We start from the raw sequence: 22,781 nt of genomic DNA on the forward strand, positions 1-22,781 counted from the left end.
ACGGGGGAGCCGGGGGCTCAGACGGCGACGGGCTGTTCGTCGGTGACGGCGGGCGCGTGTCCGGTCAGGGCGAGGAAGACCTCGTCGAGGCTGGGCAGGCGCAGGCCGAGCTCGTCGGCGGTGATGCCGGCGCCGTCCAGGCGGCGGGCGACCGCGGCGACGAGCAGCGGGTCGTCGGCCGGGACGGTCAGCACGCCGGAGTCCTGCGCGGGGGAGTGGCCGGACAACTCGGCGAGCAGCTGCTCGACCTGCGGCACATCGGCGGCCATGGCGGGCCGGACCTGGAGGATCTGGCCGCCGACGCGGCGCTTGAGCTCGCCGGGCCGGCCTTCGGCGACCTTGCGGCCCTTGTCGAAGACGGTGATGGAGTCGGCGAGCTGGTCGGCCTCTTCGAGGTACTGCGTGGTCAGCAGCACCGTGGAGCCGTCCGCGACCAACTGCCGTACGACATCCCAGACTTCCTGCCGGGCGTGCGGGTCCAGGCCGGTGGTGGGCTCGTCCAGGTAGAGCACCTGCGGCCGGCCGACCAAGGAGGCGGCCAGGTCCAGGCGCCGCCGCATACCGCCGGAGAAGGTGGCGATCGGCTTGCGGGCCGCCTCGGTGAGGGAGAAGTTCTCCAGGAGCTCGGCGGCCCGCGCCTTCGCATCGCGCCGGGACAGGCCGAGCAGCCGCCCGATGAGCACCAGGTTCTCGGCGCCGGACAGGGTCTCGTCCACGGAGGCGTACTGACCGGTCAGCCCGATCAACTGCCGGACCTTGACCGGGTCCTTGACGATGTCGTGGCCGCCGATGCTGGCGTGCCCGGCGTCGGGGCGCATCAGCGTGGCCAGGATGCGCACGGTGGTGGTCTTCCCGGCGCCGTTGGGGCCCAGGACGCCGACGACCTTGCCGGCCGGGACCTCCAGGTCGACGCCGTCCAGGGCGGTGAAGTCGCCGTACTTCTTGACCAGTCCCTCGGCCCGGATTGCGTACGCCATGTTCAACAACTCCTCGTCAGGTCCTCGTCGTTCTCGATGACCATGACGATGCCGGGGCCCGCTGACAGTCCGCGGACAGCACGCTGACAGCGGTCGCCGACAGCTGTCAGGCGGCATCAGAGGCTTGCGCGAACGGGCGCCCGGCACACGCTCCCCGAGGAACGTGTGCCGGGCCGAATGAGCCGGTGGTTGACCAAGGGGAGGTGTTGCGTCTCGATGTGTGTGCGGCAGCGGGGGCTACTTCATTCCGGAGATTCTGAACAACACATGTGCGGTCTCGCCGTCGATCCGCCGGGACAGCTGACGCAGCGCGGTTACGACGCAAGTCGGCAGCCCTGTCTCGGAGGAGCCCATCCAGCGCCGGGCGGTGAGGAAGGTCCGCGTCGTACCCCCAATCCGACGAGGGGCCGCGCTCCGGTCGGTCAAGGACCGCACCGCAACCCAGTTCACGTACTGGCCGCACCTGCCGACCGCGATGCAGGCCGCCCACGACGAGCGGGCTCTGGACACCGCGGCGGCGAGGCCGCCCACCCCATGACCCCAACACCTCGCAAGGAGGAGGTGAGCACCATGACCACCCTCATCGCGGCCGTGGCTACGTCCATGAGAACGGACAGCAGATGTTCACGACTTCGGGAGGCGCCATGAGTCGAACAGGCGGCCTGGACGTGGTCAGTGGTCGCCCGTGTGCGGGCGCACGGGGCGTGGCAGTGGCTGACGCCAGTCGCCCAGGGTCGTGAGGAGAAACTGGCGGGCGAGAGAACGTATTTCGTCCCACTCCGGATCTGTGGCCAGTGCGTTGGCCCAGAGGCCGACGCGGCAGGCGGCATCGATCTCGCCGAGGCGACGGCCGATGGCCTGAAGATCGCGCAGATTCCTGGGTTCGAAGGCTCCGCGCTCCGCGAGTCCTTCGGAGATGCGGCAGAGGAGCTCCACCTCTTCAACGACGGGCTCCGTCTCCAGCTCACGCTCGCCCAGCCAGGCAAGCTGATCCTGGGTGTCGGCTGCGAGGAGGGCCATAAATCGCAGCGTCCAGGTGCGCAGGTGCGCGTCGCCGAGATGGTTCATACATGCAGGATCGCACCTAGCTCCCGCCGGACCGTGTTCGATGGCACGGATGGGAGGAAATGGCCGCGCGGCGCCCGCGGAGGTTGAAGCGCGAGTGCTGCTGCCGCAATCGAACAGTGCCAGACAGCGGTGCCTCCCGAAGTGGTGAACATCTGCTGTCCGTTCTCATGGACATAACCAGCCGCAGCACCATCACGGGTACCTGATCGGCGACTGGCAGGCCATGGAAGCCGACTGTCTCTGCCGCTGTCAGCTGCAGCACCATTACGGCATGAGCAGACAGCGGGTAGTGGCGACCGCCCGTGCTGTTTCTGCGGCTATCGGCCGCAGCCCCATCACGGACCCGTTGTCGTGGTACTCAGTCCGTCGTTTGACTTGGGGTCGGCGGTGGCGCCTTTTCAGCGTGGCGCGCGTGGACTCGCGGTCCTAGAGTTTCCTTGATCCACTCCCCAGGGCACTCAGAAAAACGAATCAGGCCCGGTCTCCAATGAAGGAGACCGGGCCTGACCTGGTGTTTCAGCTGTCGGGGTGGCGGGATTTGAACCCACGACCTCTTCGTCCCGAACGAAGCGCGCTGCCAAGCTGCGCTACACCCCGATGTCACCGGCGTCGCGGCGACATCGATTACTTTAGCCCACCCGCGCCGGGAGGCGAAATCCGGTTTTCGCGCCCCCTCGGCGGCCGTCAGTCGCGCGCGGTCAGCGTCAGGAGTGTTGCCTCCGGCGGGCAGGCGAACCGCACCGGTGTGTAGCGGCTCGTGCCGCAACCTGCCGAAACGTGCAGGTACGAGACGTTTCCTGCCATCTGGTGGGTGGAGAGGCCCTTGACCCGGTCCGTGTCCAGGTCGCAGTTGGTGACCAGCGCCCCGTAGAAGGGGATGCACAGCTGGCCGCCGTGCGTGTGGCCCGCCAGGATCAGGGGGTAGCCGTCGGCCGTGAAGGCGTCCAGTGTGCGCAGATACGGGGCGTGGACGACGGCCACTGACAGATCGGCGTCCGGTTCCGGGCCGCCCGCGACCTCCTCGTAGCGGTCCCGCTTGATGTGCGGGTCGTCGAGGCCGGTGAAGGCGAGCTCGTAGCCCTCCAGCTTCAGCCGGCCGCGGGTGTTGCTCAGGTCCACCCAGCCCGCCGAGTCGAAGGCGTCGCGCAGGTCCTCCCACGGGTTGTGGACCACGCCGACGGCCGGTGCGTTGCCGTTCAGGCCGTGGCGGCCCTGCGCCTTCTCCAACAGATAGCGGGCCGGGTTGCGGAGCGTGGGGCCGTAGTAGTCGTTGGAGCCGAAGACGTAGACGCCGGGGAAATCCATCAGCGGGCCGAGAGCGTCGAGGACCTCCGGCACGCCGTCCGGGTCGGAGAGGTTGTCGCCGGTGTTGACCACGAAGTCCGGGCGCAGACCGGCCAGGGACTGCAGCCATGCCCGCTTCTTGCGCTGGCCGCTCACCATGTGGATGTCGGAGACCTGGAGCACGCGCAGCGGCCGCATTCCGCGCGGCAGCACGGGAACGGTGATCCGTCGGAGCCGGAAGGAGCGGGCCTCGATGCCGGCGGCGTAGGCGAGACCGGCGGCGCCGACTGCCGTGATTCCCAGGGGTACTTTGTAGCGTGCGCGCATGCGCCCATCGTTGCAGACCCTTCCGGGTGCGGGCCGGGGTGGGCGGATTCCTCCACCGCGATCTCCACCGCGCTCTCGCGCAGGGGAAGGGCGAGCAGCAGGCCGAGCGAGATCCAGACGTACGTATTGCTGCCGAGGAAGCCGTCGATGCCCGTGGCGTCCCAGCTCCACAGCCAGACGACGCTGCTGCACAGTACGACGTAGATCGCGACGGCCCACGTCAGCAGCCGCCGTCGGCGCACGCTGCCCTCCCCGGAGCGGAGTCCCGCGTCGATGAGTACGGCGAGGGCCGGGAACAGCCAGACCAGGTGGTGCACCCAGGTGACCGGGCTGATGAGGCAGGCCGTGAGACCGGTCAGGGCGAAGCCCGCCCACTCGTCGCCGGCGGCGACCGCCCGGCGCACCCGCCATGCCCAGACGCACAGGAGCACGATCACGCCGAGCGCCCACACCGTACGGCTGGGGGCGGCGGGTTCCGTCAGGCGTGCCAGGACTCCCTGCCAGGACTGGTTGGAGACGTACGCGAGTGAGCCGACGCGGTCGGTGTCCCACATCGCCTCGGTCCAGTACACCCGGGACGCGTCGGGGGCCGTCCACAGGGCGAGCAGTGTGGCGCAGATCGCGACGGCCCCGGCCGTACCCGCTGCCCGCCAGCGCCGGGTGATCAGCAGATAGCCGATGAAGACGGCAGGCGTGAGCTTGATCGCGGCGGCGAGGCCGATGCCGAGGCCCGCGAACCGCTCGCGCCCCCGCCCCGTGGACAGCAGCCAGGCATCGGCGAGAACCAGCGCCAGCAGCAGCAGATTGACCTGCCCGAAGCTGATGGTGTCCCGGACCGGTTCCAGCAGGGCGAACAGACAGCCCGCGACGGCGAAGGTGAACCATCGGCTCCAGCCCTGCCGGCGGACGAAGGATGCGGCCGACCAGTACAGCGCAGCGGCCGCCGCCACTGCGTTCAGCAGCAGACTGATCGCGACGGCGCTCCGCCAGCCGACCAGCGTCATCGGCAGCATGGTCACGGCGGCGAACGGCGGATAGGTGAAGCCGTAGTGCGTGCCCGGCACCAGATAGTCGTAGATACGGCCGCCGTGGACCCAGTGGTCGACGGTTCCGTAGTAGACGCCGAGATCGAACCAGTCCCGGTGCAGCGGGACCGTCGCCAGGAAGAGTCCGACGGCTGCCGCCAGCCCCACCACGAGAAGCAGCCGTCCGCGGGTGCCCGTCGGCCATGTCATGCCGTGCTCCCCACCGGGCCGGTCCCGGTACCAGTACCAGTCCCTGTCCCGGCGCCTGCCCCGGTGCGTCCCGCGATGCGGTGCGTGCACCACAGCGTCAGCACCGCGAGTGCCCCGCCGCAGGTGGCCAGCGCCAGCTGCGCCCTGTCCGGTGCGAATCCACTGGGCAGTACGGCCAGGGCCAGTACCGCGCTCGCTACGGCGACCGCGCGGCGTACCGAGGTGCCCGGCCCGGCGGCGGCTATCAGGAACAGCCCCCACAGCACGTACCAGGGCCGGATCGCGGGTCCGAGCACAGCCACTGCCGTCAGGCTCAGCCCGAGTGCGTAGACCGGGCGCAGCAGATGGTGGCGCCGCCAGGCGATCAGTACGGCGAGTGCGGTGGCGGCCAGCCCCGCCAAGTGCCAGGCAGGGGTGGCGAATGGGGCGAGACCGCTGTCGGCGCTCTCCAGCAGGGCGCCGGTCAACCGGCCCAGCGAGGAGGTGAGTGACCAGTTCTGGGGTGAGACGGGGGTGTTCAGTGCGGCTATCCACCCGTATCCCGTGCCTGCCAGGGCGGTTGTCGCCGCGGTGGTGGCGGCGCAGACTCCGAGCACGGCCAGCGCCGCCTTCAGCCGCCCCGCCCGGCCGCCGAGCTGCCGGCCCCAGAGCAGGGCGACGGCCAGCAGTCCCAGCACGGCGGGCGCCTTCACCAGGGTGGCGAGGGTGATCAGTACGGCAGCCGTCACCGGCCACCGGCCCAGCGCGGCCACCAGCCCAGCACCCAGCAGGCCGAGCATGATCGCGTCATTGTGGGCCCCGCCGACGAGATGCAGCAGCACCAGCGGGTTGAGCGCCCCGAGCCAGAGCGCTGCGGCCGGATCCGCGCCGCAGCGCCGGGCCAGCGCGGGCAGACAGAGGACCATCACGGCGACCCCGAGCAGCGCGACGAGCCGCATGCCGAGCACTCCCGCGGACACCTCGGTACGGGAGAAGCCGGTTATGGCGGTCGCGCAGGCGAGGAAGACCGGGCCGTACGGAGTCGGGGTGTGCTGCCAGAGCGGCGCCACCTCTGCGGTGAGCGGTCCGCCGAGCCGGGAGGGGCCGTACGCATACACATCGATCTGCGCGTCGACCATCGCGCCCTGGGCGAGATAGCTGTACACATCCCGGCTGAACAGCGGCGGCGCCAGCAGCAGCGGCGCCGCCCACAGCCCGAGCGTGAGCAGCAGGGTACGGCGGTCCGGTGGCTCGGGACCGCGCACCGCCCGCCCCAGCAACGCCCAGGCCGCGACCAGGAGTACGAGTCCGAAGTACGCGCCGACCAGGCCGAGCGCAGCCCGGCCGGACTCCGGGGCGAGGGCCTCCCGGACGGGCAGTGCACCCGCGGTCACGCCACCCGCGGCGAGCGCTGCCGAACCCAGCAGCCCCAGCAGTTGGCAGCGGCGGGTGTCGAGGGGGAGGGGAACGGCCGGCATCTGAGCAGACTGTCAACGGGCGGTGTCGGCGAGGCGACGCAGGCACCGCCGTCGAGCGGCCGCCGTATGTCGGCCGTCTTACGGCAGGCAGGGGAACCGCGTTCCGGCCTGCGCAAGCCACACGAGTCGAGACTCGGGACGCGGGCGAACCTGCCGCCGGATGCGGGCGAACCCGGCGCTCTGGTCGGCGAACTACTGAGCCATCGCCCCGCTGACCGTTGACCGTGGGCGGGGTGCCGCAGATCGTATGCTCAGCCGTGCTCCCGTCATCAGCCGCCGCCCGCGGTGCGACTACCGGACGGTGGGCACCCGGCTGCCCACGGGGGACCTGCTCCATCACGGCAGCCCAGTGATCGGCGGTGGCGCGACGGCGCTCTGTCAGCAGGGGCGGCGCATCGTCCCGGCGACCGTCGGCGCCCTCCCTCTGCGGTACACGCTGCGGCGCGGGCCGGTATCGAGCAGGGCATCACACCCCTTCCGCTTCCTGTTGCGCCGCCACGCCGAGCGGATGTTGCCCACGAAGAGCGTGCGCTGATCGGCCATCACACCGGGACGCTGCGCGATGTCGCGGCGATACGCTCTTGTCGGTCGACACCTGTCCGGCCGTCGTCGTTGACGTGCGAGATCCGGCAACAGATCGCTGCCGGGTCCCCGGTCCCGTCGGTGCGGCTGCGCTTGCCTCGCTGGGCGCCGGTCATCCGGCCGGCTTGCGGAGACGTTCCGAGTCGCTGCTGACCTGCGAAAACTCGTTTGCCGGGTCCATGGAACAAGGCTATGAAGGAACTATGACAACGCTCAAGTCCAAGCTGCAGGAAGACCTCACGGCCGCCATCAGAGCGCGCGACGAGCTGCGCTCGTCCACGCTCCGGCTCACCCTCACCGCGATCACCAAGGAGGAGGTCGGCGGCAAGACGGCGCGCGAGCTCTCCGACGACGAGGTGCAGAAGGTGATCGCCAAGGAGGCGAAGAAGCGCCGTGAGGCGGCCGAGGCATTCGCGCAGGGCGGTCGGACCGAGTCGGCCGAGCGGGAGAAGGCCGAGGGCGAGCTGCTCGACGCGTATCTGCCGAAGCAGCTCTCCGACGACGAGCTGAACGCCATCGTCGCGCAGGCCGTCGCAGAGGCGAAGGCCGCCGGCGCCGAGGGCCCGCGTGCGATGGGTGCCGTCATGAAGATCGTGAACCCGAAGGTGGCGGGCCGCGCCGAGGGCGGCAGGGTCGCCTCCGCGGTGAAGCAGCTCCTCGCGGGCTGAGCGCGTACGAAGACGCGGGAGAGCGCGCACGGAGTGAATGAGGGGGACCCGGCCACCGGCCGGGTCCCCCTCACTTTGCCTGCGGCCGAGCTTGCCGGCCGTCGTTACGGCCCTTGCCGTTGCCCTGCTCGACGGCCCTGCTCGACGGCCGAGCGTTACGGCCCGTCGCCGCCGTCGCCGTTCCCGCCGCCGTTGCCCTGACCGCGGTTCGTCCCGCCGCCGATCAGGTCCGGCGGAATGGAGATGCCGGGGAAGGGCTCCTGACCACCGGCGCCGCCGATGTCACGGGGCTTGTCGTCGTGCCGGTCCCTGTCCCGGCCCCTGCCCCTGTCCTCGTCGTCCTCGCCCTCCGGCTCGGTGTTTCCACGGGGTACGGAGACGGGGTTGAAGGACGGGGTCTCCGCGGCGTCCAGCGCCCCGGTCATCGCGATCTTCCAGATGGGACCGGGCAGGCAGCCGCCGCAGACCTTGTCGTAGTACTGGCCGCCGATGGTGACCCGGTACATCGACGACTTCTCGCCGATGTCGTCACCCACCCACACCGCCGTGGAGAGATTCGGGGTGTAGCCGACGAACCAGGCGTCCTTGCGGTCGTTGGTGGTACCGGTCTTGCCCGCGTTGTCGCGGTCGCTGAGACCGGCCTGGGTACCGGTGCCGTCCTCGACGACGCCCTTGAGCATCTGGTTGATGGAGTCCGCGGTGCCCTGGCTCATCGCCTGCGAGCACGAGGACCCCGACACCTTGAGGCGCTTGCCCTCCGCGTTGGTGATGGACTCTATGGCGACCGGCGTGCAGTACGTACCGCGGTTGGCGAACGTGGCGTACGCGGCGGCCATCGAGAGCGGCGTGCTCTCCTCACCGCCGAGCGTGATCGACGGGTTCTCGCCGAGCTTCTTGCCGTCGCCCCGCTCGTAGCCCATCTTCTTCGCCATCTCGACCGTCTCGCACAGCCCGGTCTTCTGCTCCAGCAGCGCGAAGTAGGTGTTGATGGACTTGCCGAGCGCGCTCGTCATGTCCCAGGAGCCGGTCTCCGACGCCACCTCGTTCTGCAGGTCCCAGTTGCCGCTTCCGGCAGTGCCGCCCGAACAGTTGGTGAAGGAGTTCATCGGCACCGAGAGCTTCCACCCGCTGGAGAATGCCTGGGCCGGGCTGATGCCCTTCTCCAGTGCTGCCGCGGCCGTGATCGGCTTGAAGGTCGAACCGACCTGGAAGCCGTAGGTGGTGCCGCCCATCCTGTTGTCGACGGCGAGGTTGAGCACCGACTCGTTCTGACTCTGGTCCAGGCCGTACGGGCGGGACTGGCCCATCGACAGAATCTTGCCGCTGCCGGGCTGGACCTGAACCACCGACGCCGCGACCTTGTCGTCCTTGTTGACCTTCGAGGTGGCGGCCTCGTTGGCGGCCTCCTGTGCTCGCGGATCGAGGGTGGTCCTGATGGTCAGGCCGCCCAGGTTCCACAGCTTCTGCCGCTCCTCCTCCGTCTTCCCGTAGACGGGGTCGGCGAGGATGACCTTGCGTACGTAGTCGCAGAAGTAGCCCGCGCCGTCGACCGCCGTGATGCAGCCGTTCTTCGGCCGGCTGACCTTGAGCTTGATCGGGGCCGCCTTCGCCCGGTCCGCCTCGGCCTGCGAGATTTCGTGGACCTCGGCCATGCGCTGCAGCACGGTGTTGCGACGCTTGGTCGCCTCCTGCATGTCATTGACCGGGTCGTAGCGGCTCGGCGACTGGACGACACCCGCGAGCAGCGCCGCCTCCTCGAGCTTCAGGTCCTTGGCCGACTTGGAGAAGTAGCGCTTGGACGCCGCCTCGATGCCGTACGCCTGCTGCCCGAAGAAGGTGATGTTGAGGTAGTTCTCGAGGATCTTCTTCTTCCCCAGCTCCTCCTCGACCTGGATCGCGTACTTGAGCTCGCGGATCTTACGGCCGATGGTCTGCTGGGTGGCGTGGGCGACCTTGTCCGGGTCGTCGCCGGCCTCTTCCACGAAGACGTTCTTCACATACTGCTGGGTGAGGGTGGAAGCACCCTGGGACACGCCGCCCGACTGGGCGTTGCGGTTGAGGGCGCGCAGCACACCCTTGAGGTCGATCGCCCCGTGCTCGTAGAAGCGCGAATCCTCGATCGCGACGATCGCCTTCTGCATGTACGGGGAGATGTCCGTGAGCGGTACCACCGTGCGGTCACGGGAGTAGACCGTGGCGATCGGCCCGCCCTTCGCGTCCAGGATGGTGGTGCGCTGACTCAGCGGCGGCGTCTTGAGATTGGAGGGGATCTCGTCGAATCCCTCGATCGTTCCCTTGGCCGCGAGTCCCAGGGCTCCGGCGGCGGGCAGGGCGATGCCTGCCAGCACGGCTCCCGAGAGAACGCTGACACCGAGGAACTTGGCGGCCTGCTGGGTCCCGGTCAGACCTCCGCCCGAGCGCTTCTTTGGCATGGGGGCAGCCTACGTTCTCATTCGCCGGACACGCGTATAGGCCTTGGCCTAAGCTGCTCACAACTGTCACAGCAGTGCTGTTTTGTACCAAGCACGCGACATGACCTCCGCTGCCCCCGAATCCGGCGGACCCATGTCCGAATCCGCCTCATCCGTCATCAGACGTCCTTTGTGACTCTACTGAACCGTCCCGGATTGCCGGAATAGTCTTGTATGCCCTCAGGTCACTCCCCTGGGTGATCTGCCGCGTACGCATAGTCCGTTCGGGCCATTCAAGAGTGGGCCCCACGGGGGTGTTGCGCTGCACCCACCTTCCGTAACGTCCTCAACTGGTAGCGGTGAATATGCCGCTGCCGCCGTGGGGGAGCCTCGATTCGGGAGAGGACGGCGCCGGCATGGGCTGGGTAACCGACTGGAGTGCGCAGGCAGCCTGCCGCACTACCGATCCGGATGAACTGTTCGTACAAGGAGCAGCGCAGAACAGGGCCAAGGCGGTGTGCACCGGATGCCCGGTGCGGACCGAGTGCCTGGCCGATGCGCTCGACAACCGCGTCGAGTTCGGCGTGTGGGGGGGAATGACCGAACGGGAGCGGCGCGCACTGTTGCGCAGGCGCCCCACGGTCACCTCCTGGCGCAGACTGCTCGAGACCGCGCGTACGGAGTACGAGCGCAGCGCGGGCATCCTGCCCGTGGGCCTCGACGACGACGAGACGTACGAGACGTACGCAGCGGTGGGGTAGCCACCCCGTAGGCAGCGGTGGGGCGGACGACCGTCACCTGCTGCGGCTCTACGCAGCTCCGGCCGGGGTACGACCACCGGTCGCGAGTCGATCACCGATGGCCCGAAGCCCCGCGAGATCGTGTACATCGCCGGGCAGAGCGGGCACGTGGGCCACCGGCACCTCCGGGTGGAGGGCGGTGAAGCGGTCGCGCGTTCGCTGTTCACGCGCGAGCACCTGCATCCGTTCGGCGTGCAGGCGCAGCAGACCCGCCGTCAGCTGCTCCGTCGTGTGATCTGCCGTGCCGTCTGTCGTGCGGTCCCCGTTGGCGTGGTCTCCGTTGGCGTGGTCCCCGGATTCGGGATTCTCGGGGGCGTGATCCTCGGGCGGGGATTCGGGAAGGGACTCTGCAGAGGGCTCGGATGAAGACTCGGGAAAAGGCTTGGAAGAGGGCTCGGACGAAGGCTCGGAAGAGACGCCCGTGGCGTCACGAACACCAGTCTTCCCGGACGCCTGATCCACAATGCGGCCCTCATCAAGATTTTCTGCCGCGGCCAGTGCGCGCTCGGCCGACAGCCGGGCGGCGCCGCTCCCGTGGACCCGGTTGAGGACCAGACCGGCCAGCGGCATGTCCTCCGCGGCCAGCCGCTCCACGAAGTACGCCGCCTCGCGCAGCGCGTCCCGCTCGGGCGCCGCGACCACCAGGAAGGCCGTGCCGGGGGCCTGGAGCAGCCGGTAGGTCGCGTCCGCACGGGTGCGGAAGCCGCCGAACATCGTGTCCATCGCGGCCACAAAGGTCTGTACGTCGCGCAGGAGTTGGCCCCCCAGCAGCTTGCCGAGCGTCCCCGTCATCATCGACATGCCGACATTGAGGAACTTCATCCCGGCCCGGCCGCCCATCTTCGCCGGGGCCATCAGCAGCTTGATGAACTTCCCGTCCAGGAAGGACCCCAGTCGCTTGGGTGCGTCCAGGAAATCCAGCGCCGAGCGCGAGGGCGGGGTGTCGACGACGATCAGATCCCACTCGTCGCGGGCGCGCAGCTGCCCCAGCTTCTCCATCGCCATGTACTCCTGCGTGCCCGCGAAACCGGCCGACAAGGACTGGTAGAAGGGGTTCTCCAGGATCGCGCGGGCCCGCTCACCCTCCGCGTGCGACTCGACGATCTCGTCGAACGTCCGCTTCATGTCGAGCATCATGGCGTGCAGTTCGCCGTTGCCCGTCGGGTCCTCGATGCCCTTGACCCTGCGCGGGATGTTGTCGAGCGAGTCGATGCCCATGGACTGGGCGAGCCGGCGGGCCGGGTCGATGGTCAGGACGACCACCTTGCGGCCGCGCTCCGCCGCGCGTACGCCCAGAGCCGCCGCGGTCGTCGTCTTGCCGACACCTCCCGCGCCGCAGCACACGATGATGCGGGTGCCCGGGTCGTCGATCAACGGATCGACCTCGAGAGAAGCCGAGGCGTCCAGAGTCATGAGCCGGCCCCTTGCTTTCGCAGTTGCTTCGCCAGTTGATAGAGCCCGGCCAGGTCGACGCCCTCGCTCAGCAGGGGGAGTTCGTACGAGGCCAGATCCAGGCCGGTCAGCGCCGCGCGCTGTTCGCGCTCCAGCTCGACGCGCTGGGCGTGGTCCGCGGCCTGCTCGAGCAGGGGGGAGACGAGCTTCGCGGAGCCGCTGACGCCCGCCGCCGTGAGCGCCTTGGCGATGTCCGCCCGCCGGTCGCCCGCCGCACTGCGCACCGCCTCCTCGTCGAGGAGGTGCGGCCGCACCATGTTCACGATGACATTGCCGACGGGCAGGTCGGCGGCGCGCAGTTCGGCGACGCCGTCCGCGGTCTCCTGGACCGGCATCTCCTCCAGGAGGGTGACCAGATGGACCGCCGTCTCGGGGGACTTCAGTACGCGCATCACGGCCTGTGCCTGATTGTGTATCGGGCCGATTCGGGCCAGGCCGGCCACCTCGTCGTTGACATTGAGGAAGCGGGTGATGCGGCCGGTGGGCGGGGCATCCATCACCACGTAGTCGTACGCGTACTTCCCCTGCTTCGTCCTGCGGCGTACGGCCTCGCATGCCTTGCCGGTCAGCAGTACGTCCCGCACGCCCGGCGCGATGGTCGTCGCGAAGTCGATCGCGCCGAGCTTTTTGAGGGCACGGCCGGCGCCGCCGAGTTTGTAGAACATCTGGAGGTAGTCGAGGAGCGCCCGCTCGGCGTCGATGGCCAGCGCGAACACCTCTCCGCCGCCCGAGGAGACGGCGATCTTCCGCTCCTCGTACGGAAGCGCTTCCGTCTCGAAGAGCTGTGCGATGCCCTGCCTCCCTTCGACCTCGACGAGGAGAGTGCGCTTTCCCTCGGTCGCGAGGGCGAGCGCGAGGGCAGCGGCCACCGTCGTCTTACCGGTACCGCCCTTGCCGCTGACGACCTGGAGCCTGCTCACATATTCGAGCCTAACCAGTCGGGCCGCCGCCTACGCACGAGGCTGCCCGTCGGTGCGACTACAGTCGGCTCCATGACCAAGTGGGAATACGCGACCGTGCCCCTTCTCGTGCACGCGACCAAGCAGATTCTGGACACCTGGGGCGAGGACGGCTGGGAGCTCGTCCAGGTCGTGCCCGGGCCGAACAACCCCGAGCAGCTCGTGGCGTACCTGAAGCGGGAGAAGCAGGCGTGAGCGGCGCTGTCGAGGCGAAGCTGGCCGAGCTGGGGCTGACGCTCCCCGAGGTCGTGCCGCCGATCGCCACGTACCAGCCGGCCGTGCGGTCCGGCGTCTACGTCTACACCGCGGGCCAGCTCCCGATGGTGGAGGGCAAGCTTCCGGTCACCGGCAAGGTGGGCGGCGAGGTCACCCCGGAAGAGGCCAAGGAGCTTGCGCGGACCTGCGCGTTGAACGCCCTGGCCGCCGTGAAGTCGGTCATCGGCGATCTGGACCGGATTGCCCGGGTTGTGAAGGTCGTCGGATTCGTGGCGTCCGCCCCGGACTTCACCGGGCAGCCCGGCGTGATCAACGGCGCGAGTGAGCTGCTGGGCGCGGTGCTGGGCGACAAGGGTGTGCACGCGCGCAGCGCGGTGGGCGCGGCGGTGCTGCCGCTGGACGCTCCGGTCGAGGTCGAGATCCAGGTGGAGCTCGTTCAGGACTGAGTGGTGTTCGTCCGGCGCTGAACCGCCGGTCAGTACGTATGCGGCCCCGTGTCCGCCGGTCCGCCGGCGGGTGCGGGGCCGCGGCATGTGTGTGGCAATCTCTTGCGCTTCTCTTGACGTGGGCGCGTCGACTTCGACTCCGAGGGACGGCTCTGGCAGGCGGAGTTCGGCAACAGCGTCATGGACGAGGTCAATCTCATCCAGGAGGGCGGCAACTACGGCTGGCCCAACTGCGAGGGAACCAGCGGCAGCTGCGCCGGCTGCAGCGCCCCCAAGCAGACCAGGGGACGTACGACCGACTGCTCACCGTAGAGGTCGACCATGACGGCGGCATCCGGCTCACCATGTCGAGGGACAAGGACGGCACGAACGACAACGACCGGGTCCTGCTGATCGGCATCGTCTGCCCGGGCGGCACGCTCGGGGCACCTTCACGCTGTACGCGGTGAATACCGTGACCGTGTCAGGCGTCACCTCCGGCTCGTCGACGGCCCGGATCGTAGCGGCGATCAAGAACGCGAGCGCCGCGAAGGTGACGCTGCGCGGCAGCTCCGACGCACCTGCCTGAGCGGTCGAGAGGCAGCCCGCCCCGGCCGCCCCTCGAACATCAGGACAGATGCGCATAGCATCCGTCCATGTCCAATGGTCAGTGGTACCCGCCGGAGTGGCCGGACCGGATTCGCGCCCTCGCGAACGGCGAACTCACCGCCGTGACGCCGAAGCGGGCCGCGACGGTGATGCTGCTGCGCGACACGGCGGACGGCCCAGCTGTCCATATGCTGCGCCGACGCGCCTCCATGGCTTTCGCCGGAGGCGCGTACGCATACCCCGGCGGGGGAGTCGACCCCCGCGACGACGACCACCTGGTGCGCTGGGCGGGCCCGCCGCTGGACGCCTGGGCGTCCCGTCTCGGAACCGACCCCTCCGCCGCGCAGGCGATCGTCTGCGCGGCGGTGCGGGAGACGTACGAGGAGGCGGGCGTCCTGCTCGCCGGCGAGACCCCGGACTCGGTGGTGAGCGACACGAGGGGCGCGGAGTGGGAGGCGGACCGCGAGGCGCTGGTCGCCCGCGACCTCTCCTTCGCGGACTTCCTGGACCGGCGCGGCCTGGTGCTGCGCTCGGACCTGCTGGGCGCGTGGGCGCGGTGGATCACTCCGGAGTTCGAGCCGCGCCGCTACGACACCTGGTTCTTCGTGGCGGCACTCCCCGAGGGCCAGCGCACCCGGAACGCCTCGACGGAGGCAGATCGCACGGTGTGGATCCGCCCCTCGGAGGCGGTGGCGGGCTACGACAAGGGTGACCTGCTGATGATGCCGCCGACGGTCTCCACGCTGCGGGCACTGCAGCCGCACACGACGGCAGCGGCGGCGCTGTCGGCGGCGCGGGAGCAGGACCTCACTCCCGTACTGGCGCAGGCGCGCCTGGAGGCGGGAAAGCTGGTCCTGAGCTGGCCGGGCCACGAAGAATTCACGAAGCACATCCCGATGGAGGGCCCGCGATGACCGACGCCGGAGCGGCAGTGGTTCCCGTGGGAGGCACCCGATGACCGATGCCGCAGCGCTGCCCGGGCAGCCCCGTGGGGGCGTGCTCTCCGGACCCGCCACAGCCCGTGCCGTCAACGTCCTCGCGCCCAATCCGTCGGCGATGACCCTCGACGGCACGAACACCTGGATCGTCTCCGAGCCCGACTCCGAGCTCGCCGTCGTCATCGACCCCGGCCCCTTGGACGACGGGCACCTCCAGGCCGTCATCGCCACCGCCGAGAAGGCGGGCAAACGGGTCGCCCTGACCCTCCTCACCCACGGCCACCCCGACCACGCCGAGGGTGCCGCGCGCCTGGCCGAGCTGACGCGTACGGACGTCCGGGCACTCGACCCGGCTCTCCGGCTCGGCGACGAGGGGCTCGCCGCCGGGGACGTCATCACCACCGGCGGGCTGGAGATGCGCGTCGTCCCCACACCCGGCCACACCGCCGACTCGCTCTGCTTCCACCTTCCCGCCGACCGGGCCGTGCTGACCGGTGACACGGTCCTCGGCCGCGGCACGACGGTGGTCGCGCATCCGGACGGGCGGCTCGGCGACTACCTCGACTCGCTGCGGCGGCTGCGCTCGCTGACGGTCGACGACGGGGTGCACACGGTGCTGCCGGGTCACGGCCCCGTACTCGACGACGCCCAGGGCGCGGTCGAGTTCTATCTGGCCCACCGCGCGCACCGCCTGGCCCAGGTGGAGACGGCGGTCGAGGCCGGGCACGTCACCGCGGCCGCGGTGGTGGAGCAGGTGTACGTGGATGTGGACAGGTCGCTGTGGCCGGCGGCGGAACTGTCTGTGCGGGCGCAGCTGGAGTATCTGCGGGAGCACGGGCTGATCTAGTACGGGCCGGGTGCTGATCCCGTACGGGCTGATCCCGTACGGCTGGGTCCCGTACGGCTGGGTCCCGTACGGCTGGATCCAGGCTGGGCCCGATCCTGGGGTGCCCGATCCACGTGCGGGCTGACCCACTACGGCAGGCTCCGGGAGGCCGGAACCGGGGTGCCCGCTCCCTTGGACCCCTCGCGCAGGATGCATTGACTCATGCTTTACGCTCCGTTTACTTCTGGCATCCGTTCCTGGGGGGAACCGTCGTGTTTGTCCTGTTCATCGTGCTCATTCTCGCTGCGATCGTGATGTATTTCGTCGCGCGCAGCGGCGACCTCCGCGGCCTCAAGCTCGGCGCTCTCGGCGCCCTGATCGCCGGTCTGTTCGCCGGTGTCGCCAGCTGTGTGCACATCGTCAGCGCCTACGAGGTCGGCGTCCCCGTCACCTTCGGCAAGGTCGGCACGCCCATGACCCCCGGGGTGAACGTCACCTCGCCGTTCACCAACGTCACCACGTTCTCCACCCGCCCGGTGGACCTCAACCTCTCCGACAAGGACGTCGTCGAGGTGCGCTCCTCGCAGGGCGGCGTGATGTACGTGGAGCTCACCGTGAAGTGGGCGGTGACCCCGGCCAAGTCCGTCGAGCTCTACCGGCTCGCCGGCAGCGAGAGTGCGATCCAGCAGCGGCTGGTCTTCCCGGACAGCCGGGAGATCATCCGCAATGTCTTCGCCCGCCACACCAGCGAGGAGGGCTACTCCTCCGCCCGCGAGAAGATCAACTCTGAGATCGGTGATCTGATCAAGGACCGGCTCGCCCCCCGCGGCATCGACGTCACCACCGTCAATCTGCGCAATGTGAAGCCGTCCGACCGTCTGCAGGACCAGATCGACCGCAAGATCCAGCAGCAGCAGGCGACGGAGCGGGCGACCGAGGCGGCGCGTACGGCGAAGGCCGAGGCGGAGCGCCGCAGGATCGAGGCCGAGGGCATCGCCAAGGCCAACAGGATCCTGAACGACTCGCTCACCGACAAGGTCCTGACCAACCAGTGCATCGACGCCTACAAGCACGCGGCGGCGAAGAACCCGGTGTACGCCGTGCCGTGCGGCGGGGGCTCGGGGAACCCGCTGATCGTGGACGGCACCAAGAACTGACCTCAGGTACGCGTACGACAAGGGCCGCCCCGGAATCGACCGGGACGGCCCTTCTCGTGCGTATGCGTACTAGCGCGAACGCTTGGCGAGGCGCTCCACGTCCAGCAGGATCACCGCACGCGCCTCCAGTCGCAGCCAGCCGCGCTGCGCGAAGTCCGCGAGGGCCTTGTTCACGGTCTCGCGGGAGGCGCCGACCAGCTGGGCCAGCTCCTCCTGGGTGAGGTCGTGCACGACGTGGATGCCCTCCTCCGACTGCACACCGAAGCGGCGTGACAGGTCGAGGAGCGCGCGGGCCACGCGGCCCGGAACGTCGGAGAAGACCAGGTCGGACATCTGGTCGTTGGTTTTGCGCAGCCGACGGGCGACTGCGCGCAGCAGGGCGGTGGCCACCTCGGGGCGCACGTTCAGCCAGGGCTGCAGATCGCCGTGGCCGAGGCCGAGGAGCTTGACCTCGGTCAGAGCGGAGGCGGTAGCCGTGCGCGGGCCCGGGTCGAAGAGCGACAGCTCACCGATCAGCTCGCCCGGGCCGAGGACGGCGAGCATGTTCTCGCGGCCGTCGGGGGAGGTGCGGTGGAGCTTTACCTTGCCTTCGGTGACCACGTACAGGCGGTCGCCCGGGTCGCCCTCGTGGAAGAGCGCATCGCCGCGGGCGAGCGTCACTTCACTCATCGAGGCGCGGAGCTCCGCGGCCTGCTCGTCATCGAGCGCCGCGAAGAGCGGGGCGCGCCGCAGAACGTCGTCCACGAGTTCTCTCCTTGTCGACCTGCTCAGGGGACCGTCGGCCCCCCATGATGCCGGACTGCGGTGTGCAGGTCCGGAGGGCAACCCTCCGGACCCCCGGCAGTAAAAATTCGTGCGATCAGTCACAACAAGTTTGACGCACGGGAGCGCCTGTTCGTGCGGCAGGGGCCCGATTGGGTCCTGATTGGCGGTGACCGGGGCGGATGTCAGTGGTGGCCCTTAGGCTGGCCGGGTGTCCAATTCGCCGGTGAGAGCGCAGGCCAAGGGGGCTGGGAGAGTGTCCGGAAAGCAGAATTCCGCTGTGGGCGAACAGTCCTCACCCGGCCCTAAGAAAGCGACGAAAACGCCCAAACAGGAATCAAGACTGGCGATGGTCCGCCGTGCCCGCCGGATCAATCGGGAGCTGGCCGAGGTCTTTCCGTACGCCCATCCGGAGCTGGACTTCGAGAACCCCTTCCAGCTTCTGATCGCCACGGTCCTCTCCGCCCAGACGACGGACCTGCGGGTGAACCAGACCACCCCCGCGCTCTTCGTGAAGTACCCGACGCCCGAGGACCTGGCCGCCGCCGTGCCCGAGGAGGTCGAGGAGATCATCCGCCCGACCGGATTCTTCCGGGCCAAGACCAAGTCGATCATGGGCCTCGCCAGGGCTCTGCGGGACGACTTCGGCGGGGAGGTCCCGGGCCGCCTCGACGATCTGGTCAAGCTGCCGGGAGTCGGCCGCAAGACCGCCTTCGTGGTGCTCGGCAATGCCTTCGGCGTCCCCGGGATCACGGTCGACACGCACTTCATGCGGCTGGTGCGGCGCTGGAAGTGGACCGAGCTGGAGGACCCGGTGAAGATCGAGGCGGAGATCGCCGCCATCTTCCCGAAGTCCGAGTGGACGATGCTCTCGCACCGGATCATCTTTCACGGCCGCCGCATCTGCCACGCCCGTAAACCCGCCTGCGGCGCCTGCCCCATCGCGCACCTCTGCCCTTCGTACGGCGAGGGGGAGACGGATCCGGAGAAGGCGAAGCTGCTGCTGAAGTACGAGATGGCCGGCCGGCCGGGCCAGCGTCTGAACCCGCCCCCGGACTACCCGGGCAAACCGGCCCCGGCGCTGAGCGCGGCCGAGTGACGCCCTGCCCCGGAGCCGTACGGCGGCGCAGAACTCACGGAACGATCCATGCGCCCCATGGCGTTGGGAACGAGGGGGTGCACTGATGCGCGCTGGAGAAGAGACGTACGAAGGAATGCACGACGGCGAGGTGGCCGTCACGACCGACGGTCTGCCCGAGTGGCTCGATCCCGTCGTGCGCGCCGCGCACACCGTCGAGCCCGAGCAGCTCAGCCGCTTCCTGCCGCCCGAGAGCGGGCGCGGCCGGCAGTCCGCCGTCCTCGTCCTGTTCGGCGAGGGCGCCAGGGGCCCCGAGCTGCTGCTGATGGAGCGCGCCAGCAGCCTGCGCTCGCACGCCGGGCAGCCCTCCTTCCCCGGCGGTGCGCTCGACCCGGACGACGGCGACCCGGAGACGACGGGCCCGCTGCGGGCCGCGCTGCGCGAGGCCGAGGAGGAGACCGGCCTCGACCCGTCGGGCGTCCAGACCTTCGGCGTGCTGCCCAAGCTGTACATCCCGGTGAGCAGTTTCGTCGTCACACCCGTATTGGGTTGGTGGCGGACGCCGAGCCCTGTCGGAGCCGTCGATCCCGCGGAGACCGCCCGGGTCTTCACGGTGCCCGTGGCGGATCTCACGGACCCGGCCAACCGCGCGACGGCCGTGCACCCGAGTGGCCACCGCGGACCGGCATTCATGGTTGAGGGGGCTCTGGTCTGGGGTTTCACCGCCGGTGTGATCGACCGGATTCTGCACTTCGCCGAGTGGGAGCAGCCGTGGGACCGCACGAAGCAGGTCCCGCTGGACTGGCGCTCATGACAGGCTGACCCAGTACTGCGCTTCCGGGGGCGCAGCATCGCAGGCGGCTCCGCCGCCGGCCCGGACCCCCAGCCGGACGGAGCACCCGGCGACGAAACTGCGAGGCTAATGACGGTGAACGTGCTGGACATCCTGTTGCTGCTCGCCGCCGTATGGTTCGCGATCGTCGGCTACCGCCAGGGTTTTGTCGTCGGCATTCTGTCGGTGATCGGCTTTCTCGGTGGCGGTCTCGTCGCGGTCTACCTGCTCCCCGTGATCTGGGGCTGGCTGACGGACGACTCGGACGTGTCCTCCACGGCCGCGGTCGTCGCCGTCGTGATCGTGATCGTGTGTGCTTCGGTCGGCCAGGCCTTCACCACCCACCTGGGCAACAAACTGCGCCGGTACATCACCTGGTCACCCGCCCGCGCTCTGGACGCAACGGGCGGCGCGCTGGTCAATGTGGTCGCGATGCTGCTGGTCGCCTGGCTGATCGGCTCCGCCCTCGCCGGCACCTCCCTGCCCACGCTCGGCAAGGAGGTCCGCAACTCCAAGGTCCTGCTCGGGGTCTCCCGGGTGATGCCCACTCAGGCCTCCACCTGGTTCACGGACTTCTCCTCCGTCCTTGCCCAGAACGGCTTCCCGCAGGTCTTCAGCCCGTTCGCCAACGAACCCATCACCGAGGTCCAGGCGCCGGACCCGGCGCTCGTGGGCAGCCCGGTCGCAGCCCGCGCCCAGCAGTCCATCGTCAAGGTCGTCGGTACGGCCCAGAGCTGCAGCAAGGTCCTGGAAGGCACCGGGTTCGTCTTCTCCGATCGCCGGGTGATGACCAACGCCCATGTCGTCGGCGGCGTCGACGAGCCGACCGTGCAGGTAGGCGGCGAGGGCAGGCTCTACGACGCGAAGGTCGTGCTCTACGACTGGCAGCGCGACATCGCCGTGCTGGACGTGCCCGATCTCAAGGCGCGGCCGCTCCAGTTCGCCGACGCCGACGCGCGCAGCGGCAACAGCGCGATCGTCGCGGGCTTCCCGGAGAACGGCTCGTACGACGTGCGCTCGGCCCGCGTCCGTGGCCGCATCAACGCCAACGGCCCGGACATCTACCACCGCGGCACCGTGCGCCGCGATGTGTACTCCCTGTTCGCGACGGTGCGTCAGGGCAACTCAGGCGGCCCGCTGCTCACCACGGACGGCAAGGTCTACGGCGTCATCTTCGCGAGGTCGCTGGACGATGCCGACACCGGGTACGCCCTGACGGCCGACGAGATCCGCGAGGACATCACGCGGGGCCTGGCCGCCAACCAGCAGGTCGACAGCCAGGCATGCGCGCTGTAGAGGCGGCTTGTGGAGCGACGGCAGAGGGAGAGCCGGGCGTCAGCCGCGGGTATGACGCAACCGCGCAGAGACCCAGCGGGCCCGGCGCCTGAGGATGCGGGGAATGCCGATCCCCTGCCCCGTATGCTCGTGGCCTTCGCCCGGGGGGCCGCCCCTTTCGTGGGTGATCGGCCCACTGGCCGAGCGGCGGTTGCGTGCTGCGTCACCGTAGTCGTGCGTCCAGCCCATACCTCGACCTGTGCCCGTGCCCCATGGTCGGTAACCGCGTCAGGGGCGGCCAATTGGCCTATGCGCCAGGCAATTGGCTGTTCGTCGTACAAGCGTTCCCTGTGCTTGACGGGGAGTGGCTTACGGCCGCGACACGGGACGTGCGGGGGCTGCCCGCGGGACGTGCGGGGATTGCAAACGGGACGTGCGGGGATTGCCCACGGCATGCGGGGATTGCATACGGGCCGCGTCCGGACCTAGCGGTCGGGTTCGGGGTCCTTGAGCCAGTTGATGAGCTCCGTGGAGAACGCCACCGGATCCTCCTCATGAGGGAAGTGGCCGAGGCCGTCGAACAGGCGCCAGCGGTACGGCGCTTCGACGTACTCTCCCGAACCCGCCGCGCTGCGCGTCCGCATCGCCGGGTCCAGCGAGCCGTGCAGATGCAGTGTCGGCACCCGCACCGGGCGCTTCATCCGCCGGTTGAACTGGATCCCGTCCGGCCGTGCCATCGACCGCACCATCCACCGGTACGGCTCGATCGAGCAGTGCGCCGTCGACGGGATGGACATCGCCCGCCGGTAGACCTCGACCGCGTCCTCGTCCGGCAGCTGCGGCCCGGACCAGTCGTTGATCAGCTTGCCCACCAAGGCCGCGTCGTCCGCGACGAGCTGACGCTCCGGCAGCCACGGCCGCTGGAAGCCCCAGATGTACGACCCCGCGCGGCTCTGCGAGAAGTCGGAGAGCATCGCCGAGCGCCACCGGCGCGGATGCGGCATCGAGGAGACCGCGAGCCGGCGCACCAGCTTGGGCCGCATCACCGCCGCGGTCCACGCCAGATACCCGCCCAGGTCGTGCCCGACCAGCGCCGCGTCCGGCTCGCCCAGCGACCGCACGACGCCCGTGATGTCGAGCGCGAGGTTCGCGGGGTCGTAACCCCGTGGCGTACGGTCGCTGCCGCCCACACCCCGCAGGTCCATCGCCACCGCCCGGAATCCCGCGTCGGCGAGCGCGGTCAGCTGATGCCGCCACGTCCACCAGAACTGCGGAAAGCCGTGGAGCAGCAACACCAGAGGCCCGTCGCCCACCTCGGCGATATGGAAGCGCGCACCATTGGCCGCCACGTCGCGGTGGGTCCAGGGACCATCGAGGCGTACGGGACTGCCGAGGCTGCCGAAGCCGCCGGGGTTGGTATCAAGGGCCGTCATGCTGACGAGC

23 protein-coding genes, 1 tRNA gene and 1 pseudogene are annotated in these 22,781 nt (G+C 69.6%); 13 read left to right on the top strand and 12 right to left on the bottom strand.

The window, feature by feature from the left end:
* Window positions 1-17 precede the first annotated feature (17 nt).
* The 6 genes from OG883_RS33745 to mptB all read right to left on the bottom strand — a co-directional run bounded on the left by OG883_RS33745 (window position 18) and on the right by mptB (window position 6,348).
* Window positions 18-977, bottom strand: a complete 960-nt coding sequence (locus tag OG883_RS33745; RefSeq protein WP_266548991.1) for an ATP-binding cassette domain-containing protein — start codon at window positions 975-977, stop codon at window positions 18-20.
* 672 nt (window positions 978-1,649) lie between these two features.
* A complete protein-coding gene (locus OG883_RS33750) occupies window positions 1,650-2,045 on the bottom strand; it encodes a hypothetical protein (RefSeq protein WP_266548993.1) in 396 nt (131 codons plus the stop codon).
* A 523-nt stretch (window positions 2,046-2,568) separates the two neighbouring features.
* Window positions 2,569-2,642, bottom strand: a tRNA-Pro gene (locus OG883_RS33755).
* A gap of 87 nt (window positions 2,643-2,729) precedes the next feature.
* Window positions 2,730-3,542, bottom strand: a complete 813-nt coding sequence (locus OG883_RS33760) for a metallophosphoesterase (protein ID WP_266548996.1) — start codon at window positions 3,540-3,542, stop codon at window positions 2,730-2,732.
* The gene (locus tag OG883_RS33765) at window positions 3,482-4,891 is read right to left on the bottom strand and encodes a glycosyltransferase 87 family protein (RefSeq protein ID WP_266548999.1); all 1,410 of its coding nucleotides are present in this window, start codon (window positions 4,889-4,891) and stop codon (window positions 3,482-3,484) included. Before OG883_RS33765 ends, OG883_RS33760 begins: the two co-directional genes overlap by 61 nt.
* Window positions 4,888-6,348, bottom strand: coding sequence for a polyprenol phosphomannose-dependent alpha 1,6 mannosyltransferase MptB (mptB, locus tag OG883_RS33770; RefSeq protein WP_266549002.1), 1,461 nt, complete (start codon window positions 6,346-6,348; stop codon window positions 4,888-4,890). Before mptB ends, OG883_RS33765 begins: the two co-directional genes overlap by 4 nt.
* A 247-nt stretch (window positions 6,349-6,595) precedes the next feature.
* Here mptB and OG883_RS33775 point away from each other — a divergent pair, with 247 nt between their 5' ends.
* Window positions 6,596-6,883: a hypothetical protein gene (locus tag OG883_RS33775; RefSeq protein ID WP_266549005.1), complete on the top strand. Its 288-nt coding sequence runs from the start codon at window positions 6,596-6,598 to the stop codon at window positions 6,881-6,883.
* Window positions 6,884-7,133: 250 nt separating this feature from the next.
* The gene (locus OG883_RS33780) at window positions 7,134-7,598 is read left to right on the top strand and encodes a GatB/YqeY domain-containing protein (protein WP_266549007.1); all 465 of its coding nucleotides are present in this window, start codon (window positions 7,134-7,136) and stop codon (window positions 7,596-7,598) included.
* A 155-nt stretch (window positions 7,599-7,753) separates the two neighbouring features.
* Here the strand turns inward: OG883_RS33780 and OG883_RS33785 are convergent, their stop codons facing one another.
* Entirely contained in the window at window positions 7,754-10,030 is a 2,277-nt protein-coding gene (locus tag OG883_RS33785; protein WP_266549010.1) for a transglycosylase domain-containing protein, read from the bottom strand.
* Between the two features lie 395 nt (window positions 10,031-10,425).
* Here OG883_RS33785 and OG883_RS33790 point away from each other — a divergent pair, with 395 nt between their 5' ends.
* Window positions 10,426-10,770 carry a WhiB family transcriptional regulator gene (locus OG883_RS33790; RefSeq protein ID WP_177149633.1) on the top strand — a complete coding sequence of 115 codons (345 nt, stop codon included), beginning with the start codon at window positions 10,426-10,428 and terminating at the stop codon, window positions 10,768-10,770.
* A 48-nt stretch (window positions 10,771-10,818) separates the two neighbouring features.
* Here the strand turns inward: OG883_RS33790 and OG883_RS33795 are convergent, their stop codons facing one another.
* Entirely contained in the window at window positions 10,819-12,222 is a 1,404-nt protein-coding gene (locus OG883_RS33795) for an ArsA family ATPase (protein ID WP_266549013.1), read from the bottom strand.
* Window positions 12,219-13,181 carry an ArsA-related P-loop ATPase gene (locus tag OG883_RS33800; RefSeq protein ID WP_266549015.1) on the bottom strand — a complete coding sequence of 321 codons (963 nt, stop codon included), beginning with the start codon at window positions 13,179-13,181 and terminating at the stop codon, window positions 12,219-12,221. Before OG883_RS33800 ends, OG883_RS33795 begins: the two co-directional genes overlap by 4 nt.
* 72 nt (window positions 13,182-13,253) lie before the next feature.
* Between OG883_RS33800 and OG883_RS33805 the strand changes: the two genes are divergently transcribed.
* The 7 genes and pseudogenes from OG883_RS33805 to OG883_RS33835 all read left to right on the top strand — a co-directional run bounded on the left by OG883_RS33805 (window position 13,254) and on the right by OG883_RS33835 (window position 17,391).
* Window positions 13,254-13,415 (top strand): DUF4177 domain-containing protein, encoded by a 162-nt coding sequence (locus tag OG883_RS33805; RefSeq protein WP_003975360.1) that lies wholly within the window; start codon window positions 13,254-13,256, stop codon window positions 13,413-13,415.
* The gene (locus OG883_RS33810) at window positions 13,412-13,882 is read left to right on the top strand and encodes a RidA family protein (protein ID WP_266549018.1); all 471 of its coding nucleotides are present in this window, start codon (window positions 13,412-13,414) and stop codon (window positions 13,880-13,882) included. The genes OG883_RS33805 and OG883_RS33810 overlap by 4 nt, the downstream gene beginning before the upstream one ends.
* Before the next feature lie 126 nt (window positions 13,883-14,008).
* Window positions 14,009-14,164, top strand: a pseudogene (locus OG883_RS33815) (PQQ-dependent sugar dehydrogenase); the annotation flags it as partial.
* 163 nt (window positions 14,165-14,327) lie between these two features.
* Complete coding sequence (locus tag OG883_RS33820) at window positions 14,328-14,450, top strand: hypothetical protein (RefSeq protein WP_266549021.1); 123 nt, start codon at window positions 14,328-14,330, stop codon at window positions 14,448-14,450.
* A gap of 67 nt (window positions 14,451-14,517) precedes the next feature.
* Entirely contained in the window at window positions 14,518-15,384 is an 867-nt protein-coding gene (locus OG883_RS33825; RefSeq protein ID WP_266549023.1) for an NUDIX hydrolase, read from the top strand.
* A 40-nt stretch (window positions 15,385-15,424) separates the two neighbouring features.
* Window positions 15,425-16,255 carry an MBL fold metallo-hydrolase gene (locus OG883_RS33830; protein WP_266549025.1) on the top strand — a complete coding sequence of 277 codons (831 nt, stop codon included), beginning with the start codon at window positions 15,425-15,427 and terminating at the stop codon, window positions 16,253-16,255.
* A 269-nt stretch (window positions 16,256-16,524) separates the two neighbouring features.
* Window positions 16,525-17,391 carry a prohibitin family protein gene (locus tag OG883_RS33835; protein ID WP_266549028.1) on the top strand — a complete coding sequence of 289 codons (867 nt, stop codon included), beginning with the start codon at window positions 16,525-16,527 and terminating at the stop codon, window positions 17,389-17,391.
* 69 nt (window positions 17,392-17,460) lie between these two features.
* Here the strand turns inward: OG883_RS33835 and OG883_RS33840 are convergent, their stop codons facing one another.
* Window positions 17,461-18,135: a Crp/Fnr family transcriptional regulator gene (locus tag OG883_RS33840; protein WP_266549031.1), complete on the bottom strand. Its 675-nt coding sequence runs from the start codon at window positions 18,133-18,135 to the stop codon at window positions 17,461-17,463.
* A gap of 274 nt (window positions 18,136-18,409) precedes the next feature.
* Between OG883_RS33840 and nth the strand changes: the two genes are divergently transcribed.
* The 3 genes from nth to OG883_RS33855 all read left to right on the top strand — a co-directional run bounded on the left by nth (window position 18,410) and on the right by OG883_RS33855 (window position 21,359).
* Complete coding sequence (gene nth, locus OG883_RS33845) at window positions 18,410-19,252, top strand: endonuclease III (RefSeq protein ID WP_266549033.1); 843 nt, start codon at window positions 18,410-18,412, stop codon at window positions 19,250-19,252.
* Between the two features lie 85 nt (window positions 19,253-19,337).
* Window positions 19,338-20,045 carry a CoA pyrophosphatase gene (locus tag OG883_RS33850; RefSeq protein ID WP_266549035.1) on the top strand — a complete coding sequence of 236 codons (708 nt, stop codon included), beginning with the start codon at window positions 19,338-19,340 and terminating at the stop codon, window positions 20,043-20,045.
* Window positions 20,046-20,159: 114 nt separating this feature from the next.
* A complete protein-coding gene (locus tag OG883_RS33855) occupies window positions 20,160-21,359 on the top strand; it encodes a MarP family serine protease (protein WP_266549037.1) in 1,200 nt (399 codons plus the stop codon).
* 39 nt (window positions 21,360-21,398) lie between these two features.
* Here the strand turns inward: OG883_RS33855 and OG883_RS33860 are convergent, their stop codons facing one another.
* Together OG883_RS33860 and OG883_RS33865 are read right to left on the bottom strand one after the other, a co-directional pair.
* Window positions 21,399-21,587: a hypothetical protein gene (locus tag OG883_RS33860; RefSeq protein WP_266549040.1), complete on the bottom strand. Its 189-nt coding sequence runs from the start codon at window positions 21,585-21,587 to the stop codon at window positions 21,399-21,401.
* 236 nt (window positions 21,588-21,823) lie between these two features.
* The gene (locus tag OG883_RS33865; RefSeq protein ID WP_266549043.1) at window positions 21,824-22,771 is read right to left on the bottom strand and encodes an alpha/beta fold hydrolase; all 948 of its coding nucleotides are present in this window, start codon (window positions 22,769-22,771) and stop codon (window positions 21,824-21,826) included.
* Window positions 22,772-22,781: the final 10 nt, after the last annotated feature.

It is taken from the genome of Streptomyces sp. NBC_01142 (assembly GCF_026341125.1).
GTDB lineage: Bacteria > Actinomycetota > Actinomycetes > Streptomycetales > Streptomycetaceae > Streptomyces.